At 65.4% G+C, this 25,361-nt stretch carries 23 protein-coding genes; 20 read left to right on the top strand and 3 right to left on the bottom strand.

From position 1 onward, the window contains the following. Positions 1 to 119: 119 nt before the first annotated feature. From AC1RKI_RS05215 to AC1RKI_RS05120, 20 genes are all read left to right on the top strand, one after another. Positions 120 to 2,135, top strand: coding sequence for a DNA topoisomerase III (locus AC1RKI_RS05215; protein ID WP_033959578.1), 2,016 nt, complete (start codon positions 120 to 122; stop codon positions 2,133 to 2,135). A 781-nt stretch (positions 2,136 to 2,916) separates the two neighbouring features. Beyond that, positions 2,917 to 3,153 (top strand): hypothetical protein, encoded by a 237-nt coding sequence (locus tag AC1RKI_RS05210; RefSeq protein ID WP_016446173.1) that lies wholly within the window; start codon positions 2,917 to 2,919, stop codon positions 3,151 to 3,153. Positions 3,154 to 3,178: 25 nt separating this feature from the next. Then, on the top strand, positions 3,179 to 3,571 hold the full coding sequence (locus AC1RKI_RS05205) for a hypothetical protein (protein ID WP_003141051.1): 393 nt from the start codon (positions 3,179 to 3,181) through the stop codon (positions 3,569 to 3,571). 250 nt (positions 3,572 to 3,821) lie between these two features. Beyond that, positions 3,822 to 4,538 (top strand): DUF5983 family protein, encoded by a 717-nt coding sequence (locus AC1RKI_RS05200; RefSeq protein WP_016446172.1) that lies wholly within the window; start codon positions 3,822 to 3,824, stop codon positions 4,536 to 4,538. Positions 4,539 to 4,828: 290 nt separating this feature from the next. Further along, on the top strand, positions 4,829 to 5,626 hold the full coding sequence (locus AC1RKI_RS05195) for a hypothetical protein (protein WP_033959580.1): 798 nt from the start codon (positions 4,829 to 4,831) through the stop codon (positions 5,624 to 5,626). Between the two features lie 65 nt (positions 5,627 to 5,691). After that, on the top strand, positions 5,692 to 6,057 hold the full coding sequence (locus tag AC1RKI_RS05190) for a DUF3085 domain-containing protein (protein WP_010792167.1): 366 nt from the start codon (positions 5,692 to 5,694) through the stop codon (positions 6,055 to 6,057). A 343-nt stretch (positions 6,058 to 6,400) separates the two neighbouring features. Continuing rightward, positions 6,401 to 6,952, top strand: coding sequence for an STY4534 family ICE replication protein (locus AC1RKI_RS05185; protein WP_018076217.1), 552 nt, complete (start codon positions 6,401 to 6,403; stop codon positions 6,950 to 6,952). Positions 6,953 to 7,007: 55 nt separating this feature from the next. Continuing rightward, positions 7,008 to 7,619: a DUF3275 family protein gene (locus tag AC1RKI_RS05180; protein WP_003294141.1), complete on the top strand. Its 612-nt coding sequence runs from the start codon at positions 7,008 to 7,010 to the stop codon at positions 7,617 to 7,619. 89 nt (positions 7,620 to 7,708) lie between these two features. Beyond that, positions 7,709 to 8,074 (top strand): hypothetical protein, encoded by a 366-nt coding sequence (locus AC1RKI_RS05175; protein ID WP_023121158.1) that lies wholly within the window; start codon positions 7,709 to 7,711, stop codon positions 8,072 to 8,074. Positions 8,075 to 8,158: 84 nt separating this feature from the next. Further along, on the top strand, positions 8,159 to 8,809 hold the full coding sequence (locus AC1RKI_RS05170) for a hypothetical protein (protein WP_023121157.1): 651 nt from the start codon (positions 8,159 to 8,161) through the stop codon (positions 8,807 to 8,809). Between the two features lie 65 nt (positions 8,810 to 8,874). Then, positions 8,875 to 9,984, top strand: a complete 1,110-nt coding sequence (locus AC1RKI_RS05165; RefSeq protein ID WP_018076221.1) for a DUF6094 domain-containing protein — start codon at positions 8,875 to 8,877, stop codon at positions 9,982 to 9,984. A 101-nt stretch (positions 9,985 to 10,085) separates the two neighbouring features. Then, entirely contained in the window at positions 10,086 to 10,391 is a 306-nt protein-coding gene (locus AC1RKI_RS05160; protein ID WP_016851994.1) for a hypothetical protein, read from the top strand. A 99-nt stretch (positions 10,392 to 10,490) separates the two neighbouring features. Then, positions 10,491 to 12,776, top strand: a complete 2,286-nt coding sequence (locus tag AC1RKI_RS05155; protein ID WP_023121155.1) for a helicase-related protein — start codon at positions 10,491 to 10,493, stop codon at positions 12,774 to 12,776. 197 nt (positions 12,777 to 12,973) lie between these two features. Continuing rightward, the gene (pilL2, locus tag AC1RKI_RS05150; RefSeq protein WP_023121154.1) at positions 12,974 to 13,543 is read left to right on the top strand and encodes a PFGI-1 class ICE element type IV pilus protein PilL2; all 570 of its coding nucleotides are present in this window, start codon (positions 12,974 to 12,976) and stop codon (positions 13,541 to 13,543) included. Then, positions 13,540 to 14,187: a hypothetical protein gene (locus tag AC1RKI_RS05145; protein WP_023121153.1), complete on the top strand. Its 648-nt coding sequence runs from the start codon at positions 13,540 to 13,542 to the stop codon at positions 14,185 to 14,187. Before pilL2 ends, AC1RKI_RS05145 begins: the two co-directional genes overlap by 4 nt. Positions 14,188 to 14,273: 86 nt before the next feature. Continuing rightward, positions 14,274 to 14,993 (top strand): TIGR03759 family integrating conjugative element protein, encoded by a 720-nt coding sequence (locus AC1RKI_RS05140; protein WP_033959589.1) that lies wholly within the window; start codon positions 14,274 to 14,276, stop codon positions 14,991 to 14,993. Then, a complete protein-coding gene (locus tag AC1RKI_RS05135; protein WP_029578143.1) occupies positions 14,978 to 15,598 on the top strand; it encodes a lysozyme family protein in 621 nt (206 codons plus the stop codon). The genes AC1RKI_RS05140 and AC1RKI_RS05135 overlap by 16 nt, the downstream gene beginning before the upstream one ends. After that, on the top strand, positions 15,595 to 16,128 hold the full coding sequence (locus tag AC1RKI_RS05130; RefSeq protein WP_033959593.1) for an integrating conjugative element protein: 534 nt from the start codon (positions 15,595 to 15,597) through the stop codon (positions 16,126 to 16,128). Before AC1RKI_RS05135 ends, AC1RKI_RS05130 begins: the two co-directional genes overlap by 4 nt. Positions 16,129 to 16,136: 8 nt before the next feature. Further along, complete coding sequence (traD, locus tag AC1RKI_RS05125) at positions 16,137 to 18,293, top strand: type IV conjugative transfer system coupling protein TraD (RefSeq protein WP_016851988.1); 2,157 nt, start codon at positions 16,137 to 16,139, stop codon at positions 18,291 to 18,293. Then, positions 18,290 to 19,039, top strand: coding sequence for a TIGR03747 family integrating conjugative element membrane protein (locus AC1RKI_RS05120; protein WP_033959596.1), 750 nt, complete (start codon positions 18,290 to 18,292; stop codon positions 19,037 to 19,039). Before traD ends, AC1RKI_RS05120 begins: the two co-directional genes overlap by 4 nt. Positions 19,040 to 19,093: 54 nt before the next feature. Here AC1RKI_RS05120 and AC1RKI_RS05115 read toward each other — a convergent pair whose 3' ends face one another. From AC1RKI_RS05115 to AC1RKI_RS05105, 3 genes are read right to left on the bottom strand one after another with little or no spacing between them, the layout of a single operon-like run. Then, positions 19,094 to 20,857 (bottom strand): ATP-binding protein, encoded by a 1,764-nt coding sequence (locus tag AC1RKI_RS05115; protein ID WP_033959598.1) that lies wholly within the window; start codon positions 20,855 to 20,857, stop codon positions 19,094 to 19,096. Positions 20,858 to 20,892: 35 nt separating this feature from the next. Then, positions 20,893 to 23,628 carry a DEAD/DEAH box helicase gene (locus AC1RKI_RS05110; protein ID WP_033959601.1) on the bottom strand — a complete coding sequence of 912 codons (2,736 nt, stop codon included), beginning with the start codon at positions 23,626 to 23,628 and terminating at the stop codon, positions 20,893 to 20,895. After that, positions 23,628 to 25,361: a site-specific DNA-methyltransferase gene (locus AC1RKI_RS05105; RefSeq protein WP_031654446.1), complete on the bottom strand. Its 1,734-nt coding sequence runs from the start codon at positions 25,359 to 25,361 to the stop codon at positions 23,628 to 23,630. Before AC1RKI_RS05105 ends, AC1RKI_RS05110 begins: the two co-directional genes overlap by 1 nt.

The raw sequence follows: 25,361 nt of genomic DNA, 5'->3' as shown, positions 1-25,361 counted from the left end.
CGAACCGCCTGCCGATCACAAAGCGGTGTCTGCATCAATCGACTTCCTTGCTGCCGGCATCTCCTGGCCCCGCCAAGCTGACGCCCATCCGATGAACCGCACATTTCCAAGGAGGCTTCATGCGCCTTTTCCTGTGCGAGAAGCCGTCCCAGGGCAAGGACATCGCCCGTGTGCTGGGTGCCGGTCAACGCGGCAACGGCTGCTACAGCGGCGCGGGTGTCGTCGTGACCTGGTGCATCGGTCATCTGGTAGAGGCGGTTCCGCCCGAAGGCTACGGCGAGCAATACAAGCGCTGGGCCATCGAGCAACTGCCCATTCTTCCTGAGCGTTGGCGTGTCGAGCCCAAGGCGGCGACCGCAGCGCAATTCAAGGTCGTGCAGCAGCTCGTCGCCAAGGCGGGCGAGCTGGTGATAGCGACCGACGCCGACCGCGAGGGCGAGATGATCGCCCGCGAGATCATCGACCTGTGCGGCTACCGCGGGCCGATTCAGCGCCTGTGGCTGTCGGCGCTCAACGATGCGTCGATCCGCAAAGCGCTGGGTGCGCTCAAGCCGTCCGCCGAGACGCTGCCGCTGTATTTCTCCGCACTCGCCCGATCGCGCGCCGACTGGCTGATCGGCATGAACCTGAGCCGGCTGTTTACGCTTCTAGGTCGGCAGGCCGGCTACACCGGCGTGCTGTCGGTGGGGCGCGTGCAGACGCCGACGCTGAAGTTGGTCGTGGATCGTGATCGCGAGATCGCGCGATTCGTCTCCATGCCGTATTGGGCCGTGGATGTGCTGCTATCCCATGCCGGCCGGTCCTTCACCGCGAGCTGGATACCGCCCGAAGGCAGCACGGATGCAGCGGGTCGCTGCCTTCAGCAGCCGGTGGCGCAGCAGGCTGCGGATCGCATTCGCGCGGCACGCGATGCGCAGGTCGTGTCGGTGGACACCGAGCGCGTGCGCGAGGCACCGCCGCTGCCATTCGATCTGGGCACCTTGCAGGAAGTGTGTTCGCGTCAGCTCGGCCTCGATGTGCAGGAGACGCTGGACATCGCGCAGGCGCTGTACGAGACGCACAAGGCGACGACCTATCCGCGCAGCGACTCGGGATATCTGCCCGAAAGCATGCTCGCGGAAGTGCCGGCGGTGCTCGATGCACTGCTCGCCACCGATCCCAGCCTGCGGCCCTTGATCGGCCAGCTCGACCGCAACCAGCGTTCGCGCGCCTGGAACGACGGCAAGGTGTCGGCTCACCACGGCATCATCCCGACGCTGGAGCCCGCCAACCTGTCGGCCATGAACGAGAAGGAACTGGCCGTCTACCGGCTGATCCGCGCTCATTACCTCGCGCAGTTCCTCCCGCACCATGAGTTCGACCGGACGGTAGCGCAGTTCTCGTGCGGCAGTCAGTCGCTGGCGGCCGTGGGCAAGCAGATCGCCGTCACCGGCTGGCGCGAGGTGCTGGCGACGCCGGGGCCGGACGATGCCGACGGCGAGGATGCGCAGCGCAGCCAGGTGCTGCCGGCGCTGCATGCGGGCCTGTCCTGCCCGGTCGGCAAGGTGGATCTCAAGGCGCTGAAGACGCTGCCGCCCAAGCCCTACACGCAGGGCGAGCTGATCAAGGCCATGAAGACTGTCGCCAAGTTCGTGACCGACCCGCGGCTGAAACAGAAGCTGCGAGATACCACCGGCATCGGCACCGAGGCGACACGCGCCAACATCATCAACGGTCTGATCGGTCGCGGCTACCTGGTCAAGAAAGGCCGCGCCGTCCGCGCTTCCGACGCGGCATTCACGCTCATCGACGCGGTGCCCTTGGCCATCGCCGACCCCGGCACCACGGCGGTGTGGGAGCAGGCGCTGGACATGATCGAGGCCGGCCAGATGGCGCTGGACACCTTCATCGAGAAGCAGTCCGTGTGGGTCGGCCAGCTCGTGCAGCAGTACCGCGGCGCAACGCTCTCGCTCAAGCTGCCGCCGGCGCCGGCCTGCCCGCAGTGCGGCGCACCGATGCAGCAGCGCACGGGCAAGAGCGGCGCGTTCTGGTCCTGTTCGCGCTACCCGGACTGCAAGGGCACGTTGCCGATCGAGTCCCCGACGGGCCGGCGCAGCGCACCGCGCAAGCGGCGCGCTGCCTCCAAGGCGTCCTGATCCTCGCTTCCCCCTGCCGCGCCGGCCACTTCACTGGCGGCGAGGCAAACGTCCCGCACCGCGCGGGACTCCAAAGCGCGCGTCTCCTTCTGCAACGGTGTGCGCGCCCCGTCTGCCCGCCGTCGGGCGACGGGGCGAGAAGGTCATTGCTCCACGAATCGCGCCCGCCGCCATTCCCTTGATCGGTGTGCCTTGCCTCGGTCACGAGGGGCTTCCTGACGCCTTGCCGCCGCGCGAGCCGTGAGGAGGCCCCTTGGGCCGAGGGTATTCCGTGCCGGTGCCCGCCGGCGAAACATCGGGCTCCCTTTGTGTGTGGATGCACGCCAGAGGTTTCCGGCCCCAGCCACGAAACGGGCCGGGTGCGATTGCTGACGCAGCGAACGGCTTTGACGACGGCCTGCGCTGACGCAGCCCACAGGTGGTTTTCCATTCTCTTCAGCCGAAGGCCCGTGTGGCCTTCGGCGCCCTGGTCTTTGCCTTGTCCCGTGACGCGGGCCATTGCCCTAAAGCGGGCCGTCCGCGATTCGGTTTTCCCTGCGACGGCAGCCATGCTTCGCGCCCATCCTCACGCCATGCGTTGCTGACAGTCGTCAGCGGCATGCCCTGGCAGTCTCGGTCTTCAAGACTGCAACGCGGTTCGCCGCGTCGACCGATCCAGTCCGCTTCGCATCGCCCACCGCGGACGCTCGCCGGCCTGGCGACGATGCACTTTTCTCAACCACCCGAGGGGAACCCCATCCCCTGCGGGATGCGTGCTCCCCGACCCACCAAGGAGCACGGCATGTCTGAACCTTCCGCATCTTCCTCTGCAACCGCAGTGCGCAGTGGTGCGCTGGCGCTGACCTGGACCGGCAAGCGTTTGCCGCTACAGGTGCTGCGCAGCGCGGCCGGCCACTACATCGGCACACAAGACGACGAAGGACCGGTATCGCGGGAGTCCGTCGAGTATTTCCCGACCCACCTCGCAGCACAGCGCGCCCTGGATACCCATGCCTGGACACAGCGCGCTCACCCCTGATTCCCACCCTTCAAGGAGTTCTCTCATGAATCTGTCTTTACCCGAAGACGTGCTCGATCAGATGGCGCTGGAACAGGCGCACTTCGACGCTGCACCGCAGGCCTTCTTCGAGGCCTGGAAGCGCGGCGCGCAGATCGCCGGCCACGAGTGGTTCGGCGACGGCACACGCGAAGGTCTGCAGCGTGCCACCACCAAGTGGGACCTGCGGCCCAACATGCTGATGCTCAACGACGCCCTGGGCGTGCTGAGCAGCGGTCAACGCATGTTCCTGTCCGCGATGGTGAGCTTCTACAACTCCCGCGAGGGCGGCGCGATGCTCAAGCGTTGCGGCTTCGAGGGGCTGTCCGACTTCGGCGGCCTCGATCTGGAACGGCGCCAGGTCATCGCTGACCTCACGCTGCACTACAACGGCTGGTGAGCCGCGCCTGGCAACCCACCGTCTTTTCATCCCACCCCACGAGGGACATGCGTCCTCGTTCGGGGCCATGTCCCTCCTTCTTTTCGCAGGAGCGGCCATGTCCCGAATCACCATCTTCCACTGACCTGCACCGCCCGCCACCAGGGCGGCCCGACGCCGCGGCCGGCTGACCGGTTGCCACTTCATCCACTCGCTGGGGTTCAATCCCCGGCAGGGGATTGCCTCGGCCATCCTCTGCTGGAGGAATCCCATGTCCCATTCCAACAATCCCTTCGCCCGCGGCTACGATGGCCTGTCCGTGCAGCGGCTGCTGGCGATTTCCTACGACGACGACTGCCCGCTGAGCTACCTGCCGCTGCACGTCTCGCAGTCGCACCTGCCGGACAGCCAGGTCGAGCGCCATGCCTGCGTCTTCTGCGACGACTTCGCGCTGATCACCGAGGGCCAGAACGTGCCGCCCGAGCTGGACGCGCAGTGCCCCAGCCACGGTATCGCCCGAAACCTCGTCTACGCCGTCATGGCCGAAGAAGCCGGCCAGCCGCTGCACGTCGGCGATACCTACTCCGAGGAAGCCGCGCGCGAGGTGGTACGCCGCCTGCGCTTCGAGACCGGGTTCTACAGCCGTGCCTGGGAAATCAGTTCGGCGCACATCACCGAGGAGGCCGGTCGCTTCCTCGCCGAACTGGCGGACATCGCCACGCCGAGCGGTTTTCTGTTCGTGGCCTTCCGCATTCCCTACAGCCCGGCGGTCGGCGTGAAGCTGATCGCCACGCCCTGGACGGATGCGAACCTGCAGCATGTCGAGGGCATCACCGCCGAAGAGCTGCGGCAGGAGCACCGGGCCAAGGGCGTGCCGGAGTCCCTCGTGGAAGTGTTGCACCTGGCTGCGCTCGCCGACGTTCGCATGTTGGTGTTCGATGCCGACGCGCCAGTGCTGGACGGGCTGACGCTCTACGACGACGAGTAACCCGCAACCCATTCGAGCCCCCACGTCGGGGCTCTTCTTTTTCGCGGAACGCGGTGCCGGCGCATTGCCGATTCCCAACGGACGGTCGCCGCCATGTGCCGCACGCTGGCCGCATGTTCGCTGGCGTTGCCGGCAGCATGCCCAGGCAGTCGAGACCTTCAAGACTGCGGCGCGGTTCGCCGTGCTGGTTGCTTCGTTCTCCGGGCGCACCCGCGTCCATCCACCTCACCCTCAAGGGACAGACCTCCCTTGCGGGCGGGAGTCCCTTGGTTGCCACAAGGAGTCTCCCCATGGATACCCAAGCCATCCGCGCACAGATGCCGACGCTCGTTGTCGGTCATGTGCCTTCCAACGTCCGTTCGTTCAAATTCAACATCTTCGACGGCCAGCCCAAGGTTTCGACGCTGGGCTTTCACATCGACCCGAAGCCTTTCGAGGGCAAGGTCATCGCCACCACCGACGAGGCCATCGTCGTCAAGACGGGACGAGCCGAGTTCGCGGTGCTCGATCGCACGCTCGTGACCGAAGTGCCCGACGAGGGCGCCAAGGTGCAGGTCGAACCCTATGTCAGACGCCGCTTCGACGGTCAGCGGGCGGACACGCCCGAGGAGCAGACCGAGTTCACCGCCGACGGCCAGCCCTACACGGTGAAGCGGTTCGTGCTCGGGTCCGCACCGGCGAAGCTGCCGATCCCCGAGCCGCGCTGCCCCTTGCTGCAGGAACTGGTCGACCAACTGGAGCAGTTGCCCGCTCCCGACGGTTTCCGGCGCGTCACCCACATGCTGGTGGATGCCGGCGCGCGGGACATCACCTGGGTCGATCCGCTGCCCGCCGACATCATCCGCACGCCGCCGGCCATCGGCTTCACCGTCGCCACGACGAAGTTCCAGGGTCGCGTCACCGTGCTGTATGAGCGTGGCCTCGACCTCTACGCGGTGGAGCTGCACCGCGACGGCGAGCTGGTCGAACGGGTCGATGAGGTGTTCTTCGACACCCTCGGCGAGACGCTGGAACGGCTGATCGACGACGGGAGTTGGCGGCGCATCCGCGTGCAGTGCCTGTCGTGTCGTAAGGCTATCCGGCACTGATCTCACAGCAGCTTCCCGCCCTCGCGGCGGGAAGCCTCTTTTCCTGCCCCCTGGAGATCACACCCATGACTGTTCGATTCAAAGGCACGGAGCTGCGGCCCGTGCTCGCCGAAGCGGTGGCGAATCAATGCCGCGTCATCCTGGTCAAGGATCAGGGCGTGTACTTCCTGGCCGAGTGCGGCGAGCGCCGACCCGATGGTCGCCAGAAGACCATCGCCTATGCCGCTGGCTGCAACCCGGATGTCGATGCCTTCGATGACTGGTGGGAGCTGGCGCGCGCCGAGTTCGGTGGCGACGACTTCGGCGAGTTCTTCGATCCGCAGGAGGGCGTGTTTGCGCGCATCCTGCGCAGCGAGGACGACCTCGACGTGTCCGCCTCCGCGACACACCTATCGCTGCAGGCGGTTCCTCCCACGCCCAGCGGTAACTGACCGCCCATCCCTGGCCCCCGCTCCGGGGGCCTCTTTCTTCCCGGCAATGCGGACAGCCGCGAGTGCCGATTGCCGCTCGCCTGCGCGCCGTCCCGGCGCGACGCTTCCGGCCATGTTCCGCTGACGTCCGTCAGCGACATGCCCAGGCAGCCACGATCTTCAAGGCTGCGACGCGGTTCCGACCGTGTAGATCACCCCAGTTCGCACCGGCATCCATGCGCGAACGGCCATCGGTTCTCGATGGCGATGCCACCAAGCTGTTCCTTCAACCCACGCGGGGGTTCCACACCTTCCCCGCCTGGGTCGGGTGTGTCTCCGCCTCATTGTTCTCAGGAGATTCACCATGACCACTTCCACCGACAAGTCCTACTTCGATCTGCACATCACCGGCCTCGGGTATCTCAATCGCATCCGCGAAGTGAAGCCCAAGAAAGGCGATGCGTTCCTGGCCTGCGACATCGCGGCCCTGAACGGTCCCAGCGATGACGTCTCGTACGTGCGTTTCGACACGCGCGTATCGGGATCGGAAGCGCAGCACCTGGTGCGCCGCTGCATTCAGGCGGTCGACGCCGAGAAGAAGGTGATGATCGGCTTCCGCCTGGGCGACCTGTGGACCGACACCTTCACCTACTCCAAGGGCAAGCGTGCCGGCGAGCAGGGGGTGAGCCTCAAGGCCCGCCTGCTGTTCGTCAGTTGGATCAAGGTCGACGGCAAGCTCGTCTACAAGGCCGAACCCAAGCCGACCGAGACCGACGAGCGGGACCCGGAAGTCCCTGTGACGTCCGACGCGCCCGCCGCGCAGCAAGCCTCGGCACCGGAGCCTTCCAAGCCCCTCGCCGATGCTGCCGACGACGCTGCCGATGCCCCCGCATTGGCCGTTGCCGAGTCGTTCTGATCCGCAAGGCCCCATCCCCGGGGCCTTGTCTTCTCTTCGTCAGCAGGAGACCTTCATGATCACCATCCCCGGCCAACTGGCCATCAAGACCATCCACGGCAGGAACGGCGACTTCAACGTCGGCCGCCTGGCGACCTCGATCGGCGAGTTCGTCGTGAAGAACGCCGAGCTCGATCAGTACCGCGAGGGCAAGTACGACGGTGATTTCGTCATCGTCGAGATTCGCCCCTCCACGTACAACGCCAACGGCCGCATGGTCATCGAGATCCGCGCCCATCTGGGCGGGATGACGCTGTCCAACATCGACGCCCTAAGCCGCGACGAAGCCCGCCGGCTGAGTCCGCAGGAAGTCGATCCGATCGACGAGGAAGCGCAGGCGCCCGTGCCGGCAACGCCCCCGGCCAAGCCGAAGGCGAAGCCGCGCAGTCCGCGCGATCCCCTGGTCGATACCACGCCGTTCGGCAGCGAACCGGCTCCCGTGTCCGCTGCGGCCTCGGCCGAGGCAGACGACGCGGCGCTGTTCGGTGCCTTGTGGCCCCTGGGCGAGACCGTGAAGCTCGATGCGACCGTGGATCGTCGTGTGCTGCGTCAGCAGCGAGACCGTCTCGACAAGCTGGGCTACGAGTTCGCTCCGTTGTCCCAGGACTGGCACCTCAAAGCTGCCTGATCCATCCGCCGCCTTGCGCGGCATACCGCCGCCCGCCGGGGTTCTCCCCCGACGGGGAGGGCTCCGGCCTTTTCTTCAAGGAGACCCTCATGGGCTGGACCTTCGTTCGTCAGACGCGCGATCAGATGATCCGCGAGCTGCTCGCTCCGCAGGCGTCCGAACGCGCTTGCTGCGAAGTCATCGACCACACGCTGGACGGCGACGTTCTGTGGACCGTGGTTCGCGTCACCGCCAGGCAGGCGGGCGTCATGGGCCTCGCGGCCGGTGAGTCCATCTGCTACATCGGCTGCCATCTGCTGGAAAGCGCGGGCCTCGAGTGGGGCTACAAGTCCCTCGATGAGTCCGTGCATCCGTACTACTACTCGTGCCCGCTGCGCTATCTCGACATGGCGCCGGTGCAAAGCCCCGAGTGGCGCGAGCGGGTTCACCGCTTCCACGCGGGCCGCGCTGTCTAGCGGCACGCATCTTCCTTCACCCAACCGGGGCGAGCATGGCCCCGCGGGCTGTGGTTGCTCCTTCATTTCCAAGAGGACATCACCATGCCTGCACCTTCTTCCACGAAACCGCTGTACCGCATCGACGAATGCCCCGACCTCATGGCCGACGGTTGCGTCGGTGACGAGCAGGACAATCTCGTCTTTCTGTCGATCTGGGCGCGCGACACCGCCGTTCAGGAGTTCCTCGCCCGCCTGACCCTCAGCCGGGATGAACAGGGACTGGATCAGTTCCACGTCATCACCGAGCAGGGCGCATCCATCCCGGTCTTCGTCGGCAACGTCGAGAACCTAGAAAAGCGCATCACCCGCGCCTATCGGCGAACGCTGTTCGGTTCGCTGACGAATGTGTGGCTGTTCGATCGTCGCTGCGTGAAGCCAGACAAGGCCAACGCCAGCGCGCTGGCGCTTCTGCCCAGGGATTCCGCTCACCGGCTCGACCGGCTGTGGACGCTGGTGCAGGACACCTGCCCGCTGCCACTGCTCGACCACTGGCGCGACACCGTGCTGGAGCTGTTGCAGACACGGCGGATGCTGACCGGTCTCCCCTTGGCCCTCGGGCCGCTGGAAGGGCATCGGCTGGCCCTCGATGTCCCGGCGCTGACGAAGGCGTTGGGCGAGCTGATCCGCAACGGCACCCTCGGCGCCACGCAGTACGAACTGGCCGCGAACGCACCGCTTCGGCGTGTGGCGTGAGCCATCCCAACGGGCATGCGCGCCGCGCGTGCCCGCCTTCCCTCATCCATCATCAGGAGTAATCCATGGCACTCATGTTTCCGCGCCTGGCGCGCAATTTCATCCGTAACGGCTACTTCCCCACCGACGAGCCGACGCTGGAGCGGGCCTTGTCCGCACTGGCGCCGTCTCCCGGCTCCATGTCCATCCTCGATCCCTGCGCCGGCGAAGGCGTGGCGATTGCCGAAGCGGCCCACGCCCTCGGGCGCGAGCAGGTCCAGGCCTTCGCCGTCGAGTACGACGCCGAGCGGGCCCGCCACGCACGGCAACTGGTCGATCGCTGCATCCACGGCGACTTGATGGACATGCTGATCTCGCGCCAGTCCTTCGGGCTGTTGTGGCTGAACCCGCCGTATGGCGACCTGAGCAAGGACGTGAACGGCAACATCGGCTATCAGGGCCAAGGCCGTGCGCGGCTGGAAAAGCTGTTCTATCAGCGCGCGCTGCCGCTGCTGCAGTACGGCGGCGTGCTGATCTTCGTCGTGCCGTCCTACGTGCTCGACGCCGAGCTGGTCGGATGGCTGACGCGCCACTTTGCCGACCTGCGCATCTACCGTGCGGTCGAAACGCAGTTCAAGCAGGTGGTGATCTTCGGTCGCAGGATTCGTCAACGCGACCAGGCATCGGATTCGGTCAAGGCCACCCGCGGTCTGCTGCTGCAGATCGGACAGGGCGACGCCGAAGCCGAGGAACTGCCGCTCGAATGGCCGTTCCTGCCGTACACCGTCCCTGCCAGCCCGGCCGAGCCTGAGCACTTCTATCGCGTGACGATGGAGCCCGAGCAGTTCGCCGATGAAGTCGGCCGGCTGCAAGGACTCTGGCCGGCGCTCGATACCCACCTGGGCGCCGCGCAGCAATCGCTGCGTCCGCCCGCGCGGGCCTTGTCGCACTGGCATCTCGCCCTGGCCTTGGCCGCAGGCGCGATCTCCGGCGTGGTGACGTCCAAGAGCGGGCGCGTGCTCGTCGTCAAAGGTGATACCCACAAGGAGAAGATGCTCCAGACGGAGTACACCGAGCGCGACGACGGCTCCGTGGCCGAGACGCGCATCCTCACCGACAAGTTCGTGCCGGTCATTCGTGCATGGGACTTGACGCTGGGCTCGCCCACGTGGGGCGAAGTGCTGACTATCCGCTGATCGCTGTTCCCTGACGGTTCACCGTCGCTTTCATCCACCCACCGGGGTCACGTTGCCCCGATGGGGTGCCGTGGCCCCATCTTCCAGAAGGAGATACCACCATGGCACTCGCAGTCCTCAACCTCGCGTCCCAAGCACGCTTTTCGCCCGGGCAGGTGGTCATGACCGCCGGCGTCGACGAGCTGGTCCGACAAGGCCGGCTCAACCCCACGCCGTACCTGCGCCGCCATCTTCATGGCGAATGGGGCGACCTGAGCGACAGCGATCGGCGGCAGAACGACGCCGCGCTGAAGTCCGGCGAGGATCGTCTGTTCTCGTCCTACCAGGTCACGCGCGACCTGAAGCTCTGGATCATCACCGAATGGGATCGCAGCGTCACGACGCTGCTGCTGCCCAGCGAATACTGATCCGCATCCAGCGGTCTCGCGCCGCTTCATTCTTCCCACCCCGGGGCATGTCACCGCCCCGTGGGGGAGGTGCATGCCCCATTTCTTTGGAGCATCACCATGTCCATCGTTCTCGAAACCGTTCCCTCTACCGCTGATGACGCGCCTGTGCAGGGCGACCTGCTCGAAGCGGCCGCTTCACCCCTCACGCTCAGCCTGCAGGACTTCGTATCGGAGTTCGGCGACGAACTGCTCGATTCGCTCAACCGCGCCAATCCTCCGGTCTACACCGGCCAGGTGCGGGTGCATCGGCAACTGATCCTCGCCGCGCTCAAGCGCAAGCTGTTCCCGGCGCAAGCCGATGTGGTCCATGCCGTCACCGAGCTGTTGGTCGATCGTGGCGAACGCGCCGCGATCGTCAATGGCGAGATGGGCTGCGGCAAGACGACGGTGGGTATTGCCACCGCCGCCGTACTCAATGCCGAAGGCTACCGCCGTACCTTGGTTCTGTCTCCGCCGCACCTGGTCTACAAGTGGCGGCGCGAAATCCAGGAGACGGTGGCCGGCGCCAAGGTCTGGGTGCTCAATGGCCCGGACACGCTGGTCAAGCTGCTGAAACTGCGCGAGCAGTTGGGCGTGCCGGCGCAGGGCCAGGAGTTCTTCGTCCTGGGCCGCGTGCGGATGCGGATGGGGTTCCACTGGAAACCTGTCTTCGTTCGCCGGCGCACGCCTCACGGCGACGTGGGGGCCTGCCCAGATTGCGGGCATGTCATCACCGACCTCGACGGCGAGCCGATCAACCCGGTCGAACTCGAAGCCGAGGAGTCCCGCCGCAAGTGCAGCCACTGCCGTGCACCGCTGTGGTCGTTGATCCGTCCGAGAGGCCTGTCCGCCAGCGACCAGTCCTCGACCGTGCTCAAGGCACTGAAGCGTATTCCAACCATCGGGGAAGTCACCGCGCAGAAGCTGATGCAAAAGTTCGGTGACGCCTTCCTCGCGTCGATGCTCGGGGACAACATCCACGAGTTCATCAACCTGATGGATGGCAACGGCGAGCTGGTCTTCTCGGACCGGCAAGCCCATCGCATGGAACGTGCGATGGCCAACATGGAGTTCGGCTTCGGCGAGGGCGGCTACCAGCCGTCCGAGTTCATCAAGAGGCAGCTTCCCCAAGGCACGTTCGACCTGCTCATCGCCGACGAGGCGCATGAGTACAAGAACGGCGGTTCCGCACAGGGCCAGGCCATGGGGGTGTTGTCGGCCAAGGCGCGCAAGACGCTGCTGCTCACCGGCACGCTGATGGGCGGCTACGGCGACGACCTGTTCCACCTGCTGTTCCGAGCCCTGCCGGGGCGGATGATCGAAGACGGCTACCGGCCGACGAAGAGCGGCAGCATGACGTCGGCCGCGATGGCGTTCATGCGCGATCACGGTGTCTTGAAGGACATCTATTCCGAGAGCACTGGCACGGCGCACAAGACGGCCAAGGGCACCAAGGTATCGGTGCGCACGGTCAAGGCGCCGGGCTTCGGTCCGAAGGGCGTGCTGCGTTGCGTCCTGCCGTTCACGGTCTTCCTCAAGTTGAAGGACATCGGTGGCAACGTGCTGCCGCCCTACGACGAGGAGTTCCGCGAAGTCGCGATGGACACGGCGCAGGCCGCGGCCTACCGCGATCTGGCGGGTCGGCTGACCCAGGAGCTGAAGCAGGCCCTGGCGAAGCGCGACACGACGCTGCTTGGTGTAGTCCTCAACGTGCTGCTGGCCTGGCCGGACTGCTGCTTCCGGTCGGAAACCGTGGTGCATCCGCGCACGCGCAACACCTTGGCGTTCGTTCCGGCTCAGTTCAACGAGCTGGAGGTGATGCCCAAGGAACGCGAGCTGATCGAGATCTGCAAGCAGGAGAAGGCAGAAGGGCGCAAGACCCTGGTCTATTCGGTCTACACCGGCACGCGCGACACCACGTCGCGTTTGAAGGTGCTGCTGGAGCAGGAAGGCTTCAAGGTGGCGGTACTGCGCGCGAGCGTGGATGCCTCCCGCCGCGAAGACTGGATCGCCGAGCAGTTGGACCGCGGCATCGACGTGCTCATCACCAATCCCGAGCTGGTGAAAACCGGCCTGGACTTGCTGGAGTTCCCGACCATCGTGTTCCTCCAGTCCGGCTACAACGTGTATTCGTTGCAGCAGGCCGCCCGGCGCTCATGGCGCATCGGCCAGAAGCAGCCGGTGCGCGTGATCTACCTCGGCTACGCCAACTCCTCGCAGATGACCTGCCTGGGGTTGATGGCCCGGAAGATCATGGTGTCGCAGAGCACGTCGGGCGACGTGCCCGAGTCCGGACTCGATGTCCTGAACCAGGACGGCGACTCGGTGGAGGTGGCACTGGCACGGCAGCTTGTCACGGTCTGATCCATGTGCTCATGCCGGCGGCCCCTCGGGGTCGCCGGCTTCCTTCCACGGCCCTTCGGGGCCGTTTTTCTTGGGCGTATGACAGTCCATGGCGCCGCCCTCCATGTATTCGGGCGGGCGTCAGTGCGTTTTGTTTGCTGCCCGCAGGCCAAGCGGCGGCGATGGTGAGCGCTCCGTGTTCCAGGGAAGCGCCCTCCATGCAACCATCCATCCGCGCTGTTCACCGCCTGGCCCTCGCCGCTGGCTTGCTGGCCGGCAGCCTGTTCGCCGTCGGCTGCGCCACGACCGCCGCGCCGTCTGCGCCAGCGGTGCCGGCCGCATCGCCAACCGCCGTCGCGCCGGAGCCGGGTTTCGTTCCGGTGGCCCGCTACGGCCGCTACACCCTGGTCGAGCTGGTGCCGGAACCTGCGCAGCGTGATCTCTTGCAACAGGCGGTGGAGGTCTCGATTCCGCCCATGCTCGATGCCAGCGTGGGCGATGCCATGCGCCATGTGCTCCTGCGCTCGGGCTACCGGCTCTGCGATGCGCCCGAGGCCGCCGCGCTCTACGCGCTGCTGCTGCCCGCCGCACACCTGCGCCTGGGCCCGCTGATGCTGCGCGATGCCTTGCTGACCCTTGCCGGCCCCGCCTGGGAGCTGTCGGTCGATGACGTGACCCGCCAAGTCTGCTTCAGCCGGCACGGTGCTCCCGCCTTCCTTTCCGCCAACCCGCCCGGCACCGCCACGTCCGTGCCGGACGCAGATCGGCCCGAGGAGATGCAGCCATGACCTTTCCCCAAGCGCCATCCGAGCGCAATTCCCGCACGCGCTGGCTCAAGATCGCCGCGGCCTTCTGGCTGCTGCTCATCAGTGCTGTAGCACTCATCAACAGCGTCGGCCTGTCGCGGCTCGCCGAACAGACCCAGAGCAGCGCACAGGATGCGCAGGTCAAGGCGCTGGGCCTGCGCGTGGCCGATCTCGAACGACAGGCCGATGCGGACAAGCGCCGGCCGGCGCCGATCAGCCAGGCCGAATTCGCCAACGGGCGGCAGGCGCTGGACGAACGGATGACGCGCCTCGAAGAGGCCGACGAGGCGAGGGCCCTGGCCGTCGACCTGCAGACGCTGCAGGCGCGCGTGAACGGAATCCAAACCCGCCTGGAGAAGACCAGGCAGGTGGCATCCGCCGCTCGCCCGCACGCTCCGCTTGCGACGAAGCCCAAGGTGCCGGAGCCGCCGTTCCGGGTGCTCGGCGTGGAGCTGCGCGGAGGCGAGCGCTTTCTGTCGATCACCTCCACCGCCGCGGACTCGCTCGCGGGCGCCCGGCTGCTGCGCGAGGGCGATGCCGAGGGCGGCTGGCAACTGCGGTCTATCGAGGCGCAGGCGGGCGTGTTCCAGGTGAACGGCCAGACGCAGCGCGTCGCGGTGCCGTAGGAGGTGTCATGACCCCCACGCTCACTTCGTTCGCTGCCCCCCGGGGGGGCTTCAGCCTCCTTGAGGCGGCTCGGCGGAGGCTGACCATGAACCTGCGGCCGTTGCTCGCTGCCGTCGTCCTGTTCGCCGCTTTCGGCGCATCCGCCCAGCCGGCCCCGGTGACGAACTCGCGCATGGTGCCCGCCCAGGTGCAGCCGGGCGCTGATGCCGCGCTCGACGAGAGGCAGTCGCGGGAGTGGGGGCTTCACCCCGAGGAGTGGACCCGTTACCGGCGTTTGATGCAGGGGCCGCTCGGGGTCTATTCGCCCCAGCTCGATCCGCTCACGGCGCTCGGCATCGAGGCCCGCAGCGAGGAGGAGCGCAGGCGCTACGCGGAGTTGCAGGTGCAGGCCGAGGCCCGGCGCGTCGGCAAGACGCTGGCCTACCAGCGGGCCTACGACGCGGCGTGGCGGCGCCTGTTTCCCGGCCAGCCGCGCGTGAGCCTTCCCGGCGCCAAGGCGCAGGGTGCCGGCAACACCGGCTCCGGGCGCCTGGCCGTCTTCGTCAAGGCCGACTGCGCACCGTGCGCGCAGCGCGTGCAGCAGTTGCAGGCGGCCGGCACGGCCTTCGACCTCTACATGGTCGGCAGCCGTCAGGACGACGCGCGCATCCGGCAGTGGGCCACCCAGGCGGGCATCGACCCGGCCAGGGTGCGCGCCCGCACCATCACGCTCAACCACGATGCGGGGCGCTGGCTGTCGCTCGGCCTGCCCGGCGATCTGCCGGCCGTGGTGCGCGAGGTGAACGGCCAATGGCAGCGGCAATAGGTACTCCGGGCCGGGAGCGTCGGCCATCCCGCGTCACCATCCGCTGCGCCAGCGCCGCGCTGCTGCTCGCCACCGGCGGCTGGACGTTGGCCGCCCTCGCGCGGGAAGTGCCGCCGCCGGCCTATCAACTGGCGGCGCATCGTGCAGACGTGCCGGCGGCGGTGCTGTACGCGGTGGCCTTGCAGGAGAGCGGCGCCATGCTGCGCGGGCGCCTGATCCCCTGGCCGTGGACGCTCAACGTCGCCGGCTCGCCACAGCGCTATGCCACCCGCGCGGAGGCCTGCGCGGGGCTACGCCGGGCACTCGCCAGCACGCCGGCCAATCGCATCGACGCCGGCCTCGGCCAGGTCAATCTCGGCTACCACACGCATCGCTACACGCAGCCTTGCGAGCTGCTGGACCCGTACCGCAACCTCGCCATCGCTGCGGAAATCCTGCGCGAACAGCACACGCCGGGCGAGGACTGGCTGCTTGCCATCGGCCGCTACCACCGGCCCGCCGGCGGGGCACCCGCGGCGCGCTACCGGCGCAGTGTGCATCGGCACCTGACCCGTGTGCTCGACCCCGACGTTCCCGTTCCAACCCTCCAGGCCACCACGCCATGAACCACATCGTCCTCATCGCCGCCATCGGGCTGCTGTCCACGACCACCGTCTTCGCCCAGACCGCCTCCGCGCCGCTGATCGTCGTCGAAGACCACGGCGGCGCCTCCGCGCTGCCGTACTACCGGTCGCTGAATCCTCAGCCGGATCAGGCCACACCGCCGACCCCGATGCCGGCCCCTCGCGTGGGCAACGCGGCCGACGCCGAAGCCGCCATGCTGCCGGTGCGCTCGACGCAACTGTCGCCGGGCGAGGTGCAGCGCCGCGTCATCCGGGCGCCGGGCCTGACGGCGCTGTTCCTGATCGGCGACGACGAGCGTTCGCGCGCCTGGCTGCGGCAGCGGCAGGTGGCGCTGCGCGAGCTGCAGGCCGTGGGCCTGGTGGTCAACGTGGAGTCGATGGCCGCGCTGACGGCGCTGCGCAGGCTGGCTCCCGGCCTGACCCTCTCGCCGGCCTCCGGCGACGACCTGGCCCAGCGCCTGGGCCTGCGCCACTACCCGGTGCTCATCACGTCCACCGGCATCGAGCAGTAGGTGCGCAAATGGCCCAACCGCATGCGGTCGAGGTTCTGCTGCGGCCAGCGGTGGAGCTTTACACCGTGGCGGTTTGCACCGGCGCCGCGATTCTGTGCCTGGTGGCACCGTGGTCGCTCGCGCTGAACCCGCTGCTCGGCCTGGGCTCGGCGCTGGCTTTCCTGACCTTCGGCGCGATTCGCCTGCGCGATGCCTGGGCGATCCTGCGCTATCGCCGCAACATCCGCCGCCTGCCGCGCTACGTGATGACCAGCCGCGACGTGCCGGTGAGTCAGCAACGGCTGTTCGTCGGCCAGGGCTTTCGCTGGGAACAGCGGCACACGCACCGGCTGATGCAGACCTATCGGCCGGAGTTCCGCCGCTACGTCGAGCCGACGGCGATCTACCGGGCCGCCCGGCGGCTGGAGGAGCGGCTTGAGTTCGCGCCGTTTCCCGTCTCGACGCTGGCGCGCGCGTTGGCCTGGGACAGCCCGCTCAACCCGGCGCGACCACTGCCGTCGGTCGGCGGACTGCCACGCCTGCATGGCATCGAGCCGCACGAGGTCGACGTCACCCTGCCGCTGGGCGAGCGCGTCGGCCACACCCTGGTGCTGGGCACCACGCGCGTGGGCAAGACGCGGCTGGCCGAGCTGTTCATCACCCAGGACATCCGCCGCAAGGTCCGCGGCGAGCACGAGGTGGTGATCGTCTTCGACCCCAAGGGCGATGCGGACCTGTTGAAGCGCATGTACGTCGAGGCCAAGCGCGCCGGGCGCGAAGGCGAGTTCTACGTCTTCCATCTGGGCTGGCCGGACATCTCGGCGCGCTACAACGCCGTGGGCCGGTTCGGGCGGATCTCCGAGGTGGCCACGCGGATCGCCGGGCAGCTCTCCGGCGAAGGCAACAGCGCCGCGTTCCGCGAATTCGCCTGGCGCTTCGTCAACATCATCGCGCGCGCCCTGGTCGAGCTGGGGCAGCGGCCGGACTACCTGCTGATCCAGCGCCACGTCATCAACATCGACGCGCTGTTCATCGAGTACGCCCAGCACTACTTCGCCAAGAACGAGCCGAAGGCCTGGGAGGTCATCGTCCAGCTCGAAGCGAAGCTGAACGAGAAGAACATCCCGCGCAACATGATCGGGCGCGAGAAGCGCGTGGTGGCCCTCGAACAGTACCTGTCCCAAGTGCGCATCTATGACCCGGTGCTCGACGGCCTGCGCAGCGCCGTGCGCTACGACCGGACCTACTTCGACAAGATCGTCGCTTCGCTGCTGCCGCTGCTGGAGAAGCTCACCACCGGCAAGATCGCGCAACTGCTCGCACCGAACTATTCCGACCTGTCCGACCCGCGGCCGATCTTCGACTGGATGCAGGTCATCCGCAAACGCGCGGTGGTCTACGTGGGGCTGGATGCGCTGTCCGACGCCGAAGTCGCGGCGGCGGTGGGCAACTCGATGTTCAGCGATCTGGTCTCGGTCGCCGGCCACATCTACAAGTTCGGCGTCGACGACGGGCTGCCCGGCGCCGCGGCGGGCGCCAAGATTCCGATCAACGTCCACGCCGACGAATTCAACGAACTCATGGGCGACGAGTTCATTCCGATGGTCAACAAGGGCGGCGGTGCCGGCGTGCAGGTGACGGCCTACACGCAGACCTTGAGCGACATCGAGGCCCGCATCGGCAATCGTGCCAAGGCCGGCCAGGTGGTCGGCAACTTCAACAACCTGTTCATGCTGCGCGTGCGCGAGACCGCCACCGCCGAGCTGCTGACGCGACAACTGCCCAAGGTCGAGGTGTACGCCACGGCGCTGATGAGCGGCGCCACCGACAGCTCCGATCCGCACGGCAATACCGCGTTCACGTCCAACACCCAGGACCGCATCAGCAGCAACAGCGTGCCGTTGATCGAGCCGGCGCATGTGGTGGCGCTGCCCAAGGGGCAGTGCTTCGCGCTGACCGAGGGCGGCAACCTCTGGAAAGTCCGCATGCCGCTGCCTGCGCCCGACCCCGACGAAGCCATGCCGAAGGATCTGCAGGAGCTGGCCGGCTACATGCGACAGCACTACGTCGAGGCAGGAGACTGGTGGGAGAACCAAGGCATCCCCGGCCTGCAGGACAAGGCGCTGCCCGACGACCTGCTGGACGACTTCAAGCAGATGGCCGCGGCTGAAGAGGCCGAAGCATGAGCGATCCGGCCGTCGCGGCCCAACGCCAGCAGCAACGACAGCAAGGCCTGATCGCCGGCCTGGTCACGCTGCCGTTCCGCTTCTTCGGCGTGCTGTGCGGCGCGCTGCTGCTGTGCATCCTGATCGAATGCGTCGGCATGCACTTCTTCTGGCCCGAGCAGGGCTGGCGCCACGCGCAGGGCATGCTGCACTACGAGCTGGATCAGCTTTCCACGCATTTCACCCGCAGCGCGCTGGTGCAGGAGCCGGGGCGCACCGCGCACCGGCTGGTCGAGCAGGGCTACGACTGGCTGTTCGTGAAAAGCGGTCTGCTGGACTGGATACGCGACGCCTCGGCGCAGGCCAGCGCCGGCAGCCATCGCCCGACCAAGGACTTCCGCTACTACCTGGGTCTGGTCTCCGTGAACGTGAAGAGCTACCTGATCGCGGCGGCCTACACGACACTGGTCTTCCTCGTGCGGCTGCTGGTGCTGTGCCTGACCTTGCCGCTGTTCCTGATGGCCGCCTTCGTCGGGCTGGTGGATGGCCTGGTGCGCCGGGACATCCGCCGCTTCGGCGCGGGACGCGAGTCGGGGTTCATCTATCACCGCGCCAGGGCCAGCCTGATCCCGCTGGCCGTGCTGCCGTGGGTGACTTACCTGGCACTGCCGGTCAGCGTGAACCCGCTGCTGATCCTGCTGCCCAGCGCCGCACTGCTCGGCGTGGCGGTGTGCATTGCTGCGGCGACGTTTAAGAAGTACCTGTGACCTGGGTGCCGCTGCGATGGAGTATGCGCCGTCAAGTTCGTAGCGACATGTGGATCAGTTTGAACATGTCTCCGCTGTACGTAGCAGCCACTCAATCTGCCGCCGCGCGGTGGAGATGACCTGACCAAAAATCCGAGCCTCGACATGCGGTTCACGATTGTCCGTAGGAAAGTCGGAAGACCGACTGCCGCCGACGAGCAGAACCTGAATCGGAGAACCGAGATACTTTGCCAGTTCGTGCCTGTAACCAATCGCTTGCACGTAATCATCGTGATTCAGCGCGTGGCTCGGCCGCTTGAACTCGATCAACAGGTACTGTCCGCCGAGGTTCTCGTTGAGGAGCAGGTCGGGGCGCCTGTTGGCCTTGTCACCTGTGTAGGTCTCTCCGAGGACATCTTCCACTTGCCGCCGCAATGTACTGTTCGAGCTGAATAGCGAGTATTCGGGACCGAATACCCACAGGTTTCGCTCCAGGGCTTTGTGCACGACGGCTTCCGTCGTAGCGGCGTCACGAGCGAGCGCGTCCAGTTGATCAAGGAAGACCTGGCGAGCCGTCGCTTGCTGTACAAGGAAGGCCATCTCTGCCAAGCCAAATTCATCAAGGCGCTCGGCTACCCCAGCGACATCGCCCGGTGTTGCTTCTGCGATGTGCTCCAGGAGGATGCGGTAGTCGGAACGCTCCATCGCTTCCAACAGCACATTTACCACCGGCTCGACTTTGCTCTCCGGCTCGCCGTAATACTTGTCGAGAATCTTCTTGATCGCGCGGTCGGCAAATACACGCTTGTGCTCTGGCAGAGCCGACAAGCGCGCGAGGATCGCTCTCTGCAAGCGGGCCTGCGCCAACTGAATTTCGCGCCGGTACTGCTGCTCATAGGCTTCTCGCAAGATGGGCTGGACGTAGCCCTCAACCTCTCTCAGAAGCTCGCTGTTCTCGACCGCCGCATCCCAGCCCGCCGTGATGTGGTCGCGCAGTCCATCTGCTTCGATCTCGCCGTAGAGCTTTCGCAGCAGCTTGGATGGAAAGTCATCTCGTTGATCAAGGCCGAAGAACCCAGGCCGCCCAACGGCCTTGCCGTCCACACGCAGAGTGATGCCTGGCTGACGCAACCCGGACTTGCCGTCGCTGATGGAGAAACGCAGCTTTACCTTACCGGCACTTGGAAGCTCCTCTTCCTGCTCCGAGTAGCTACCGGATACATCATCGACGTCGAGCCGCTTGCCGTCGATCGTGATTGCAAAGTCATCCTGTCGCCCGTAGTCCTGCAAAAGGATCTGGCGCAGCCGATTGGCATCCGGATAAGCCAGGCCCTGATGCAGATCGCTCAGCGTGATTGTCGTGCCATGCAGTTCCGGCCCACAAGGATCGCTTTGCAGGCCGATATTCAACTGTTCAATGTCTTCGACTTGGGACAGATCGTCCAGCCGCAAGGTGATACAGCACAATCGACCGCGCGCACGGGTTTCAAGCGTCATCACCGCTGCGGCCATGAGCCCGGCGAACTTGCCGATACCCTTGCGCCCCTTGACCAAGCGATTTTTCCCGGCCGTGCGCTCACCGCGCCGCGAACGCCGATCAGATGCGATCGACAAATAGTGCCGGCGCAGTTCTTCCTCGGTCATGCCAGTGCCGTCATCCTGGATGACGAGAGGGTCACCACTCAGAGGTTTCGGGAGGAGGATCGTTATCTGCTCCGCGTCGGCGTCCCATGCGTTGTCCACGAGTTCCTTCAGCGCTCGCTCGGACGAGGAGTATTCCTGACTCAACAATGTGGCGAGGCGGGAATCCACCTGGAAGCGCAGATGAGCACGGCTCATATCGGAATCTCCGTGGGCGAACAGCGGTAACTCAATTACGCCTTGACCTCAAAGCGCAGGTAATCCGCGAGCCGTTTCGACTCGCTGACTTCGTCATGGGGCACCAGCAGGTACTTCCAGGGCTTGGTGCCTACGTTCGCCGCGTGATCGGAAGCGTGCTTGCACCACCGCATGGCGGCAGCGGCCTTGGCCTGAACCTCCTGGGTGTTGATGTCGGCACGTGCCTTGGTCTCCACCATGAAGATGGTCGCGTCCGTCTCGGCCACGAAGTCGGGGATGTATTCCGGCTGCTCGGTGCCGAGCTTGTAGTAGATCTGGAACTGCCCCTTCGCGGGCTTGAGCCACTTCGTCGCGTCGCGCTCCAGGATGATGGCGAAGCGCCGCTCGGTATCCGAGTCGAACTTCTGCAGCGGATACAGACAACGCGCGAAGCCACCGAAGAGCATCTGCTTGATGCGACTGGTCTCGGTCACGGTCTCCCGGAAGTGGTGGGCCGTCTGGCCTGCCGTGGCGGTGTAGTTGCACGGCTTGAGTTCGGTGAAGCCGCGACTGACCTGCACCTCGTACTCGGTCGCCTCCTCCCAGAAGTGGGCCATCATCTGCGCGTGGATTTCCCGTGCGATCAAGCGGCGGTCACGATCCAGCACGCTGATGGCTTCGTCCTCGGACAGATAGCCGCGCAGGTGCTGCACCATCTGGCCCGCGAGGTCGTAGAGCAGATCGGCGTGGGTGAAGTAGTCGATGTCATCGAAGTCCACGAGGGCGTGGACGATGTAGTCCTCCGGGCGCTGCTCCTTGAGCCCGACCTCGGCGGCCAGAGTGAACTGCTCGTTGGTCCGCAGCATCTGCCCGACGATCTCGCGCTGGCCCGGCTGGAGATGGAGCTGGCTCACATCCAGCTTGAAGGCGTGGAAGCCGGTCGTGACCTCGCCGGTCGGCACCACCGCGATGCGCGGGATGTCGATGGTCTGCTGCACCACGATCTCGGTGGTCTTCGCCACCACGGCGGACAAGTCAAGTGCGGGGACTGATTCATCCACGCCCGCCAGCAATTCGCCTTGCAGCGGCTTCAACCGCTCTGCCACCTCCGCGAGGATTTCCTTCTGCACTTCGGGTTTCAGCAGCGCGCTGCTGGTTGGCACCAGATCGCGCTTGACCTCGTACTTGCCGATAACCTCCATAACCATTCGTGCGGCTTGCCTCTCCGCCTCCGTGGTGAACACCGGTTTGGGCACAGGGACTTCCGCGCCACTGTCAGTGGCTGAAGCCCCTGTGACCACGACCGGTGCTTCCGTCAAACCGAGACGCGCCGATGCACCTGATTCGACCTGCACGCTGACCTTCTTGTCGTCGGCGCTCGGCGCATCGAGGATGACGTGCTTCAGGCGAATCGGCGAGTCGCCGCGGTTGGCCTCGTCGATGATCTCCTGGAATTTGTCGTGCGCGACGATGTTCAAGCGATCCACCGACGCGACGCCCGTGCGCTTGCCGTAAGGCAGGCGCAGGCCGCGCCCGATGGACTGCTCGATCAGCGTGCGGGCATTAGCCGCGCGCAGCGGCACGATGGTGTAGAGGTTGGTCACGTCCCAGCCTTCCTTCAGCATGTTGACGTGAATCACGATCTCGGTCGGCTCGTCCACGCTCTCCACGGCCAGTAGGCGCGTGATCATCTCCTCTTCTTCCGCGCCGGTACGGCTGGAATCGACCTGAATCACCTTGCCCTGGTAGCGCCCCTCGTAGAAGGCTTCCGATTCCAGAAGCGCCAAGAGTTGCCCCGCGTGCGTGGTATCGCGAGCGATGACGAGCATGAAGGGCTTGACCGGCTTGACGCCGTTCTCGCGCGCATAAGTGAGCAGTTCGACCTTGGTCGTCTCGTGCAGGCGCACGCCGTCTTCCAGTTTGGTCTTCTCGATCTCCTCGGGCGTGTGCGCCTTGGCGTCGAAGTTGCGCTGGGTGACCACGGCCGGCTCCTTGACGAAGCCATCCTCCATCGCCCGCGCCAGCGGGTAGTCCATCACCACGTTCTTGAACGGCACCGGCCCGCGGCTGGACTCGACGAACGGCGTCGCCGTCACTTCCAGACCGAATAGCGGCTGGAGTTCGTTGATAGAGCGCACCCCGGCGCTGGCCCGGTAGCGGTGCGACTCGTCCATCAGCAGCACCAGGTCAGACAGGTTGGCCAGATGGTTGAAGTAGCTGTCGCCCAGCACTTCCTTCATCCGCTTGATGCGCGGCTCTTTGCCGCCGCGCACCTCGGAGTTGATCTTGGAGATGTTGAAGATGTTGATGCGCACGTCGTGAGCGAAGCCCATCGACTGCTCATCCACCGCCGCGCCGGTCTGGTCGTAGTTGTCGCCGGTGATGATCAGCGGCGGTTGCTGCGCGAATTCGGCGATCCCCTTGAACACGTACTTCGGCGTGTTGCGCGTGAAGTCCGTGATGAGCTTGTTGTAGATCGTCAGGTTGGGCGCGAGCACGAAGAAGTTGTTGATGCCGTGCGCCAGGTGCAGGTAGGCGATGAAGGCTCCCATCAGCCGCGTCTTGCCCACGCCCGTGGCCAGCGCGAAGCACAACGACGGAAACTCCCGCTCGAAGTCCTCCAATGTTGGGAACTCTGCCTTCAGCGTGGAGAGAATGGCCGAGACATCACGCTCGTGACCCAATAGCTCGGGCGCAGCATCGAGCGCGCGAGCGAGCTTGATGAGGGACTCGGCCTGGGGCGGGCGGAGAGACAGACGGCCGGTAACGGCGTGCAGGACGCGGGTGCTCATTATTCGTTCTCCCCAAACAGGCCGCCCTGTCCCGCGTTGGCGAGGGCCGCTTTTCTGCTCTTAGTGTTCTTGACGCTATTGCCAGGGGCCGCAGGCTCGGCCTTCTCAATCTCCGCCATTGGCAGGTTGGTCACATTCAGGCTGTAGTCGTCACGGCCCCAATGGCAGCGGGCCAGCACCATCTTCGGGATCTTCTTCAACGTCAGGTTCGGCCAGCGCTCCGCCGCTTTGGTCGCCGTGACGCCGTGGAAAGCGGCACAGCACACCAGCAGGCTCCGCTCCGGGCCGACTTCATCGGCCAGGGCTTGCAGTTGCTCAGCGGACAGGTTCTGCGTGGTGACATAGATGAAATCGCGCTCGCTGGAGTGGCCGTGCTGCCACCAGTGCGCTTCTGACGGCGCGTAGTTGAAGCCTTCCAGCTTGGCCAGCGCCTCGGCCAGTTGCGCAGCGTTGTATTCGGGGTTGATCACCGGGTTGCCCCAGCGGTCGTTGACGATCAGGCTGGGGGCAAGACGGTAATAGCGGAAGCCGCCGCCGCCGTGCCAACTTAGAGCCTCTGTGACGCCGCCCTTATCTTCGCCGTCAATTACCTTCCTGAGACGCGGAATGATGTGTGTATGGCAAGTTTCCTCAAGCTCCACCATTATCCAGCGCCGTCCCATTTTATGAGCGGCTGCTCCAGTGGTACCAGATCCCGCAAATGAGTCAAGAACCCAGTCTCCTGGATTCGTTGAAATACTAAGAATACGGGAAACCAAGTCTTCTGGCTTCGGGGTTTCAAATGCTTGAACGCCCTCCAAAACAGATCTTTGATGAGCCTTAGTTTGTCGAGTCGTGTGCAAGTCTGACCAGATTGTTGGCCAAGGGCGCGTAGGAGCGTCGGGAGCATATTCTCTTGTGTAAGGAACCCACCGCAGTACTCCGCCGCTCTCCCTTTGCTTCCAAACAAGCTCTCCCTTCGCTATCAGCTCATCAACACCCTTTTTCCCCATTGCCCATCGGGCTTCTTGGCCGTCATCGTGAATGGGGTAAACATCCACGCCGTCTGGCCCCTTGATCGGGAAATACATCGACGGGCGGTCGATCCGAAGACTATTCTTCCCGTTTTTCTTTAGGAGACGGTCACGGTACGGCCTGTCCGATTCCGCGTCCGGCTGCCGGTATGCATTTAAGATTGACTCATCCTGCTTCGGTCGAAAATTAATCGAGTCAGGATTCTTTACATAGCAAAGAATGTATTCATGATCTGGGGAAAGGGCGCCCTTGTTGTCATTTGGGCTGTCGACCTTCTTCCAGATAAATGACGTAACGAAACACTTGCGACCAAAAATCTCGTCGCACAAGACCTTAAGATAGTGAGCCTCGTTGTCATCAATAGAAATCCATAGCGAGCCATCGTCCGAAAGCAGACGCCTGATGATTTCTAGCCGATCCCGTACTAAGCCAAGCCAAATCGAGTGCTCAAGACCATCATCATATTGTGCAAATGCGCTACCGGTGTTGTACGGTGGGTCAATGAACACGCACTTCACTTTGCCGGAGAACTCTTGCTCCAATGCTTTCAGCGCAAGCAGGTTGTCACCGAAGATCAGTCGGTTGTCGAAGATGTCGTTGTCCGACACGCGATGCTTGGCGTGATATGACTTCTCTGGATCTTCGAGCAAGATGCGCGGCTCCAGCTTGGGTCGCTTCTCCTTCCCGATCCAGGTAAGTTCTAGTTTTTGTTTGCTCAT

The organism is Cupriavidus sp. GW822-FHT06G04 (assembly GCF_058799075.1).
The sequence above is the reverse complement of the archived record's forward strand: the minus strand, read 5'-3'. Positions and strand labels throughout refer to the sequence as shown.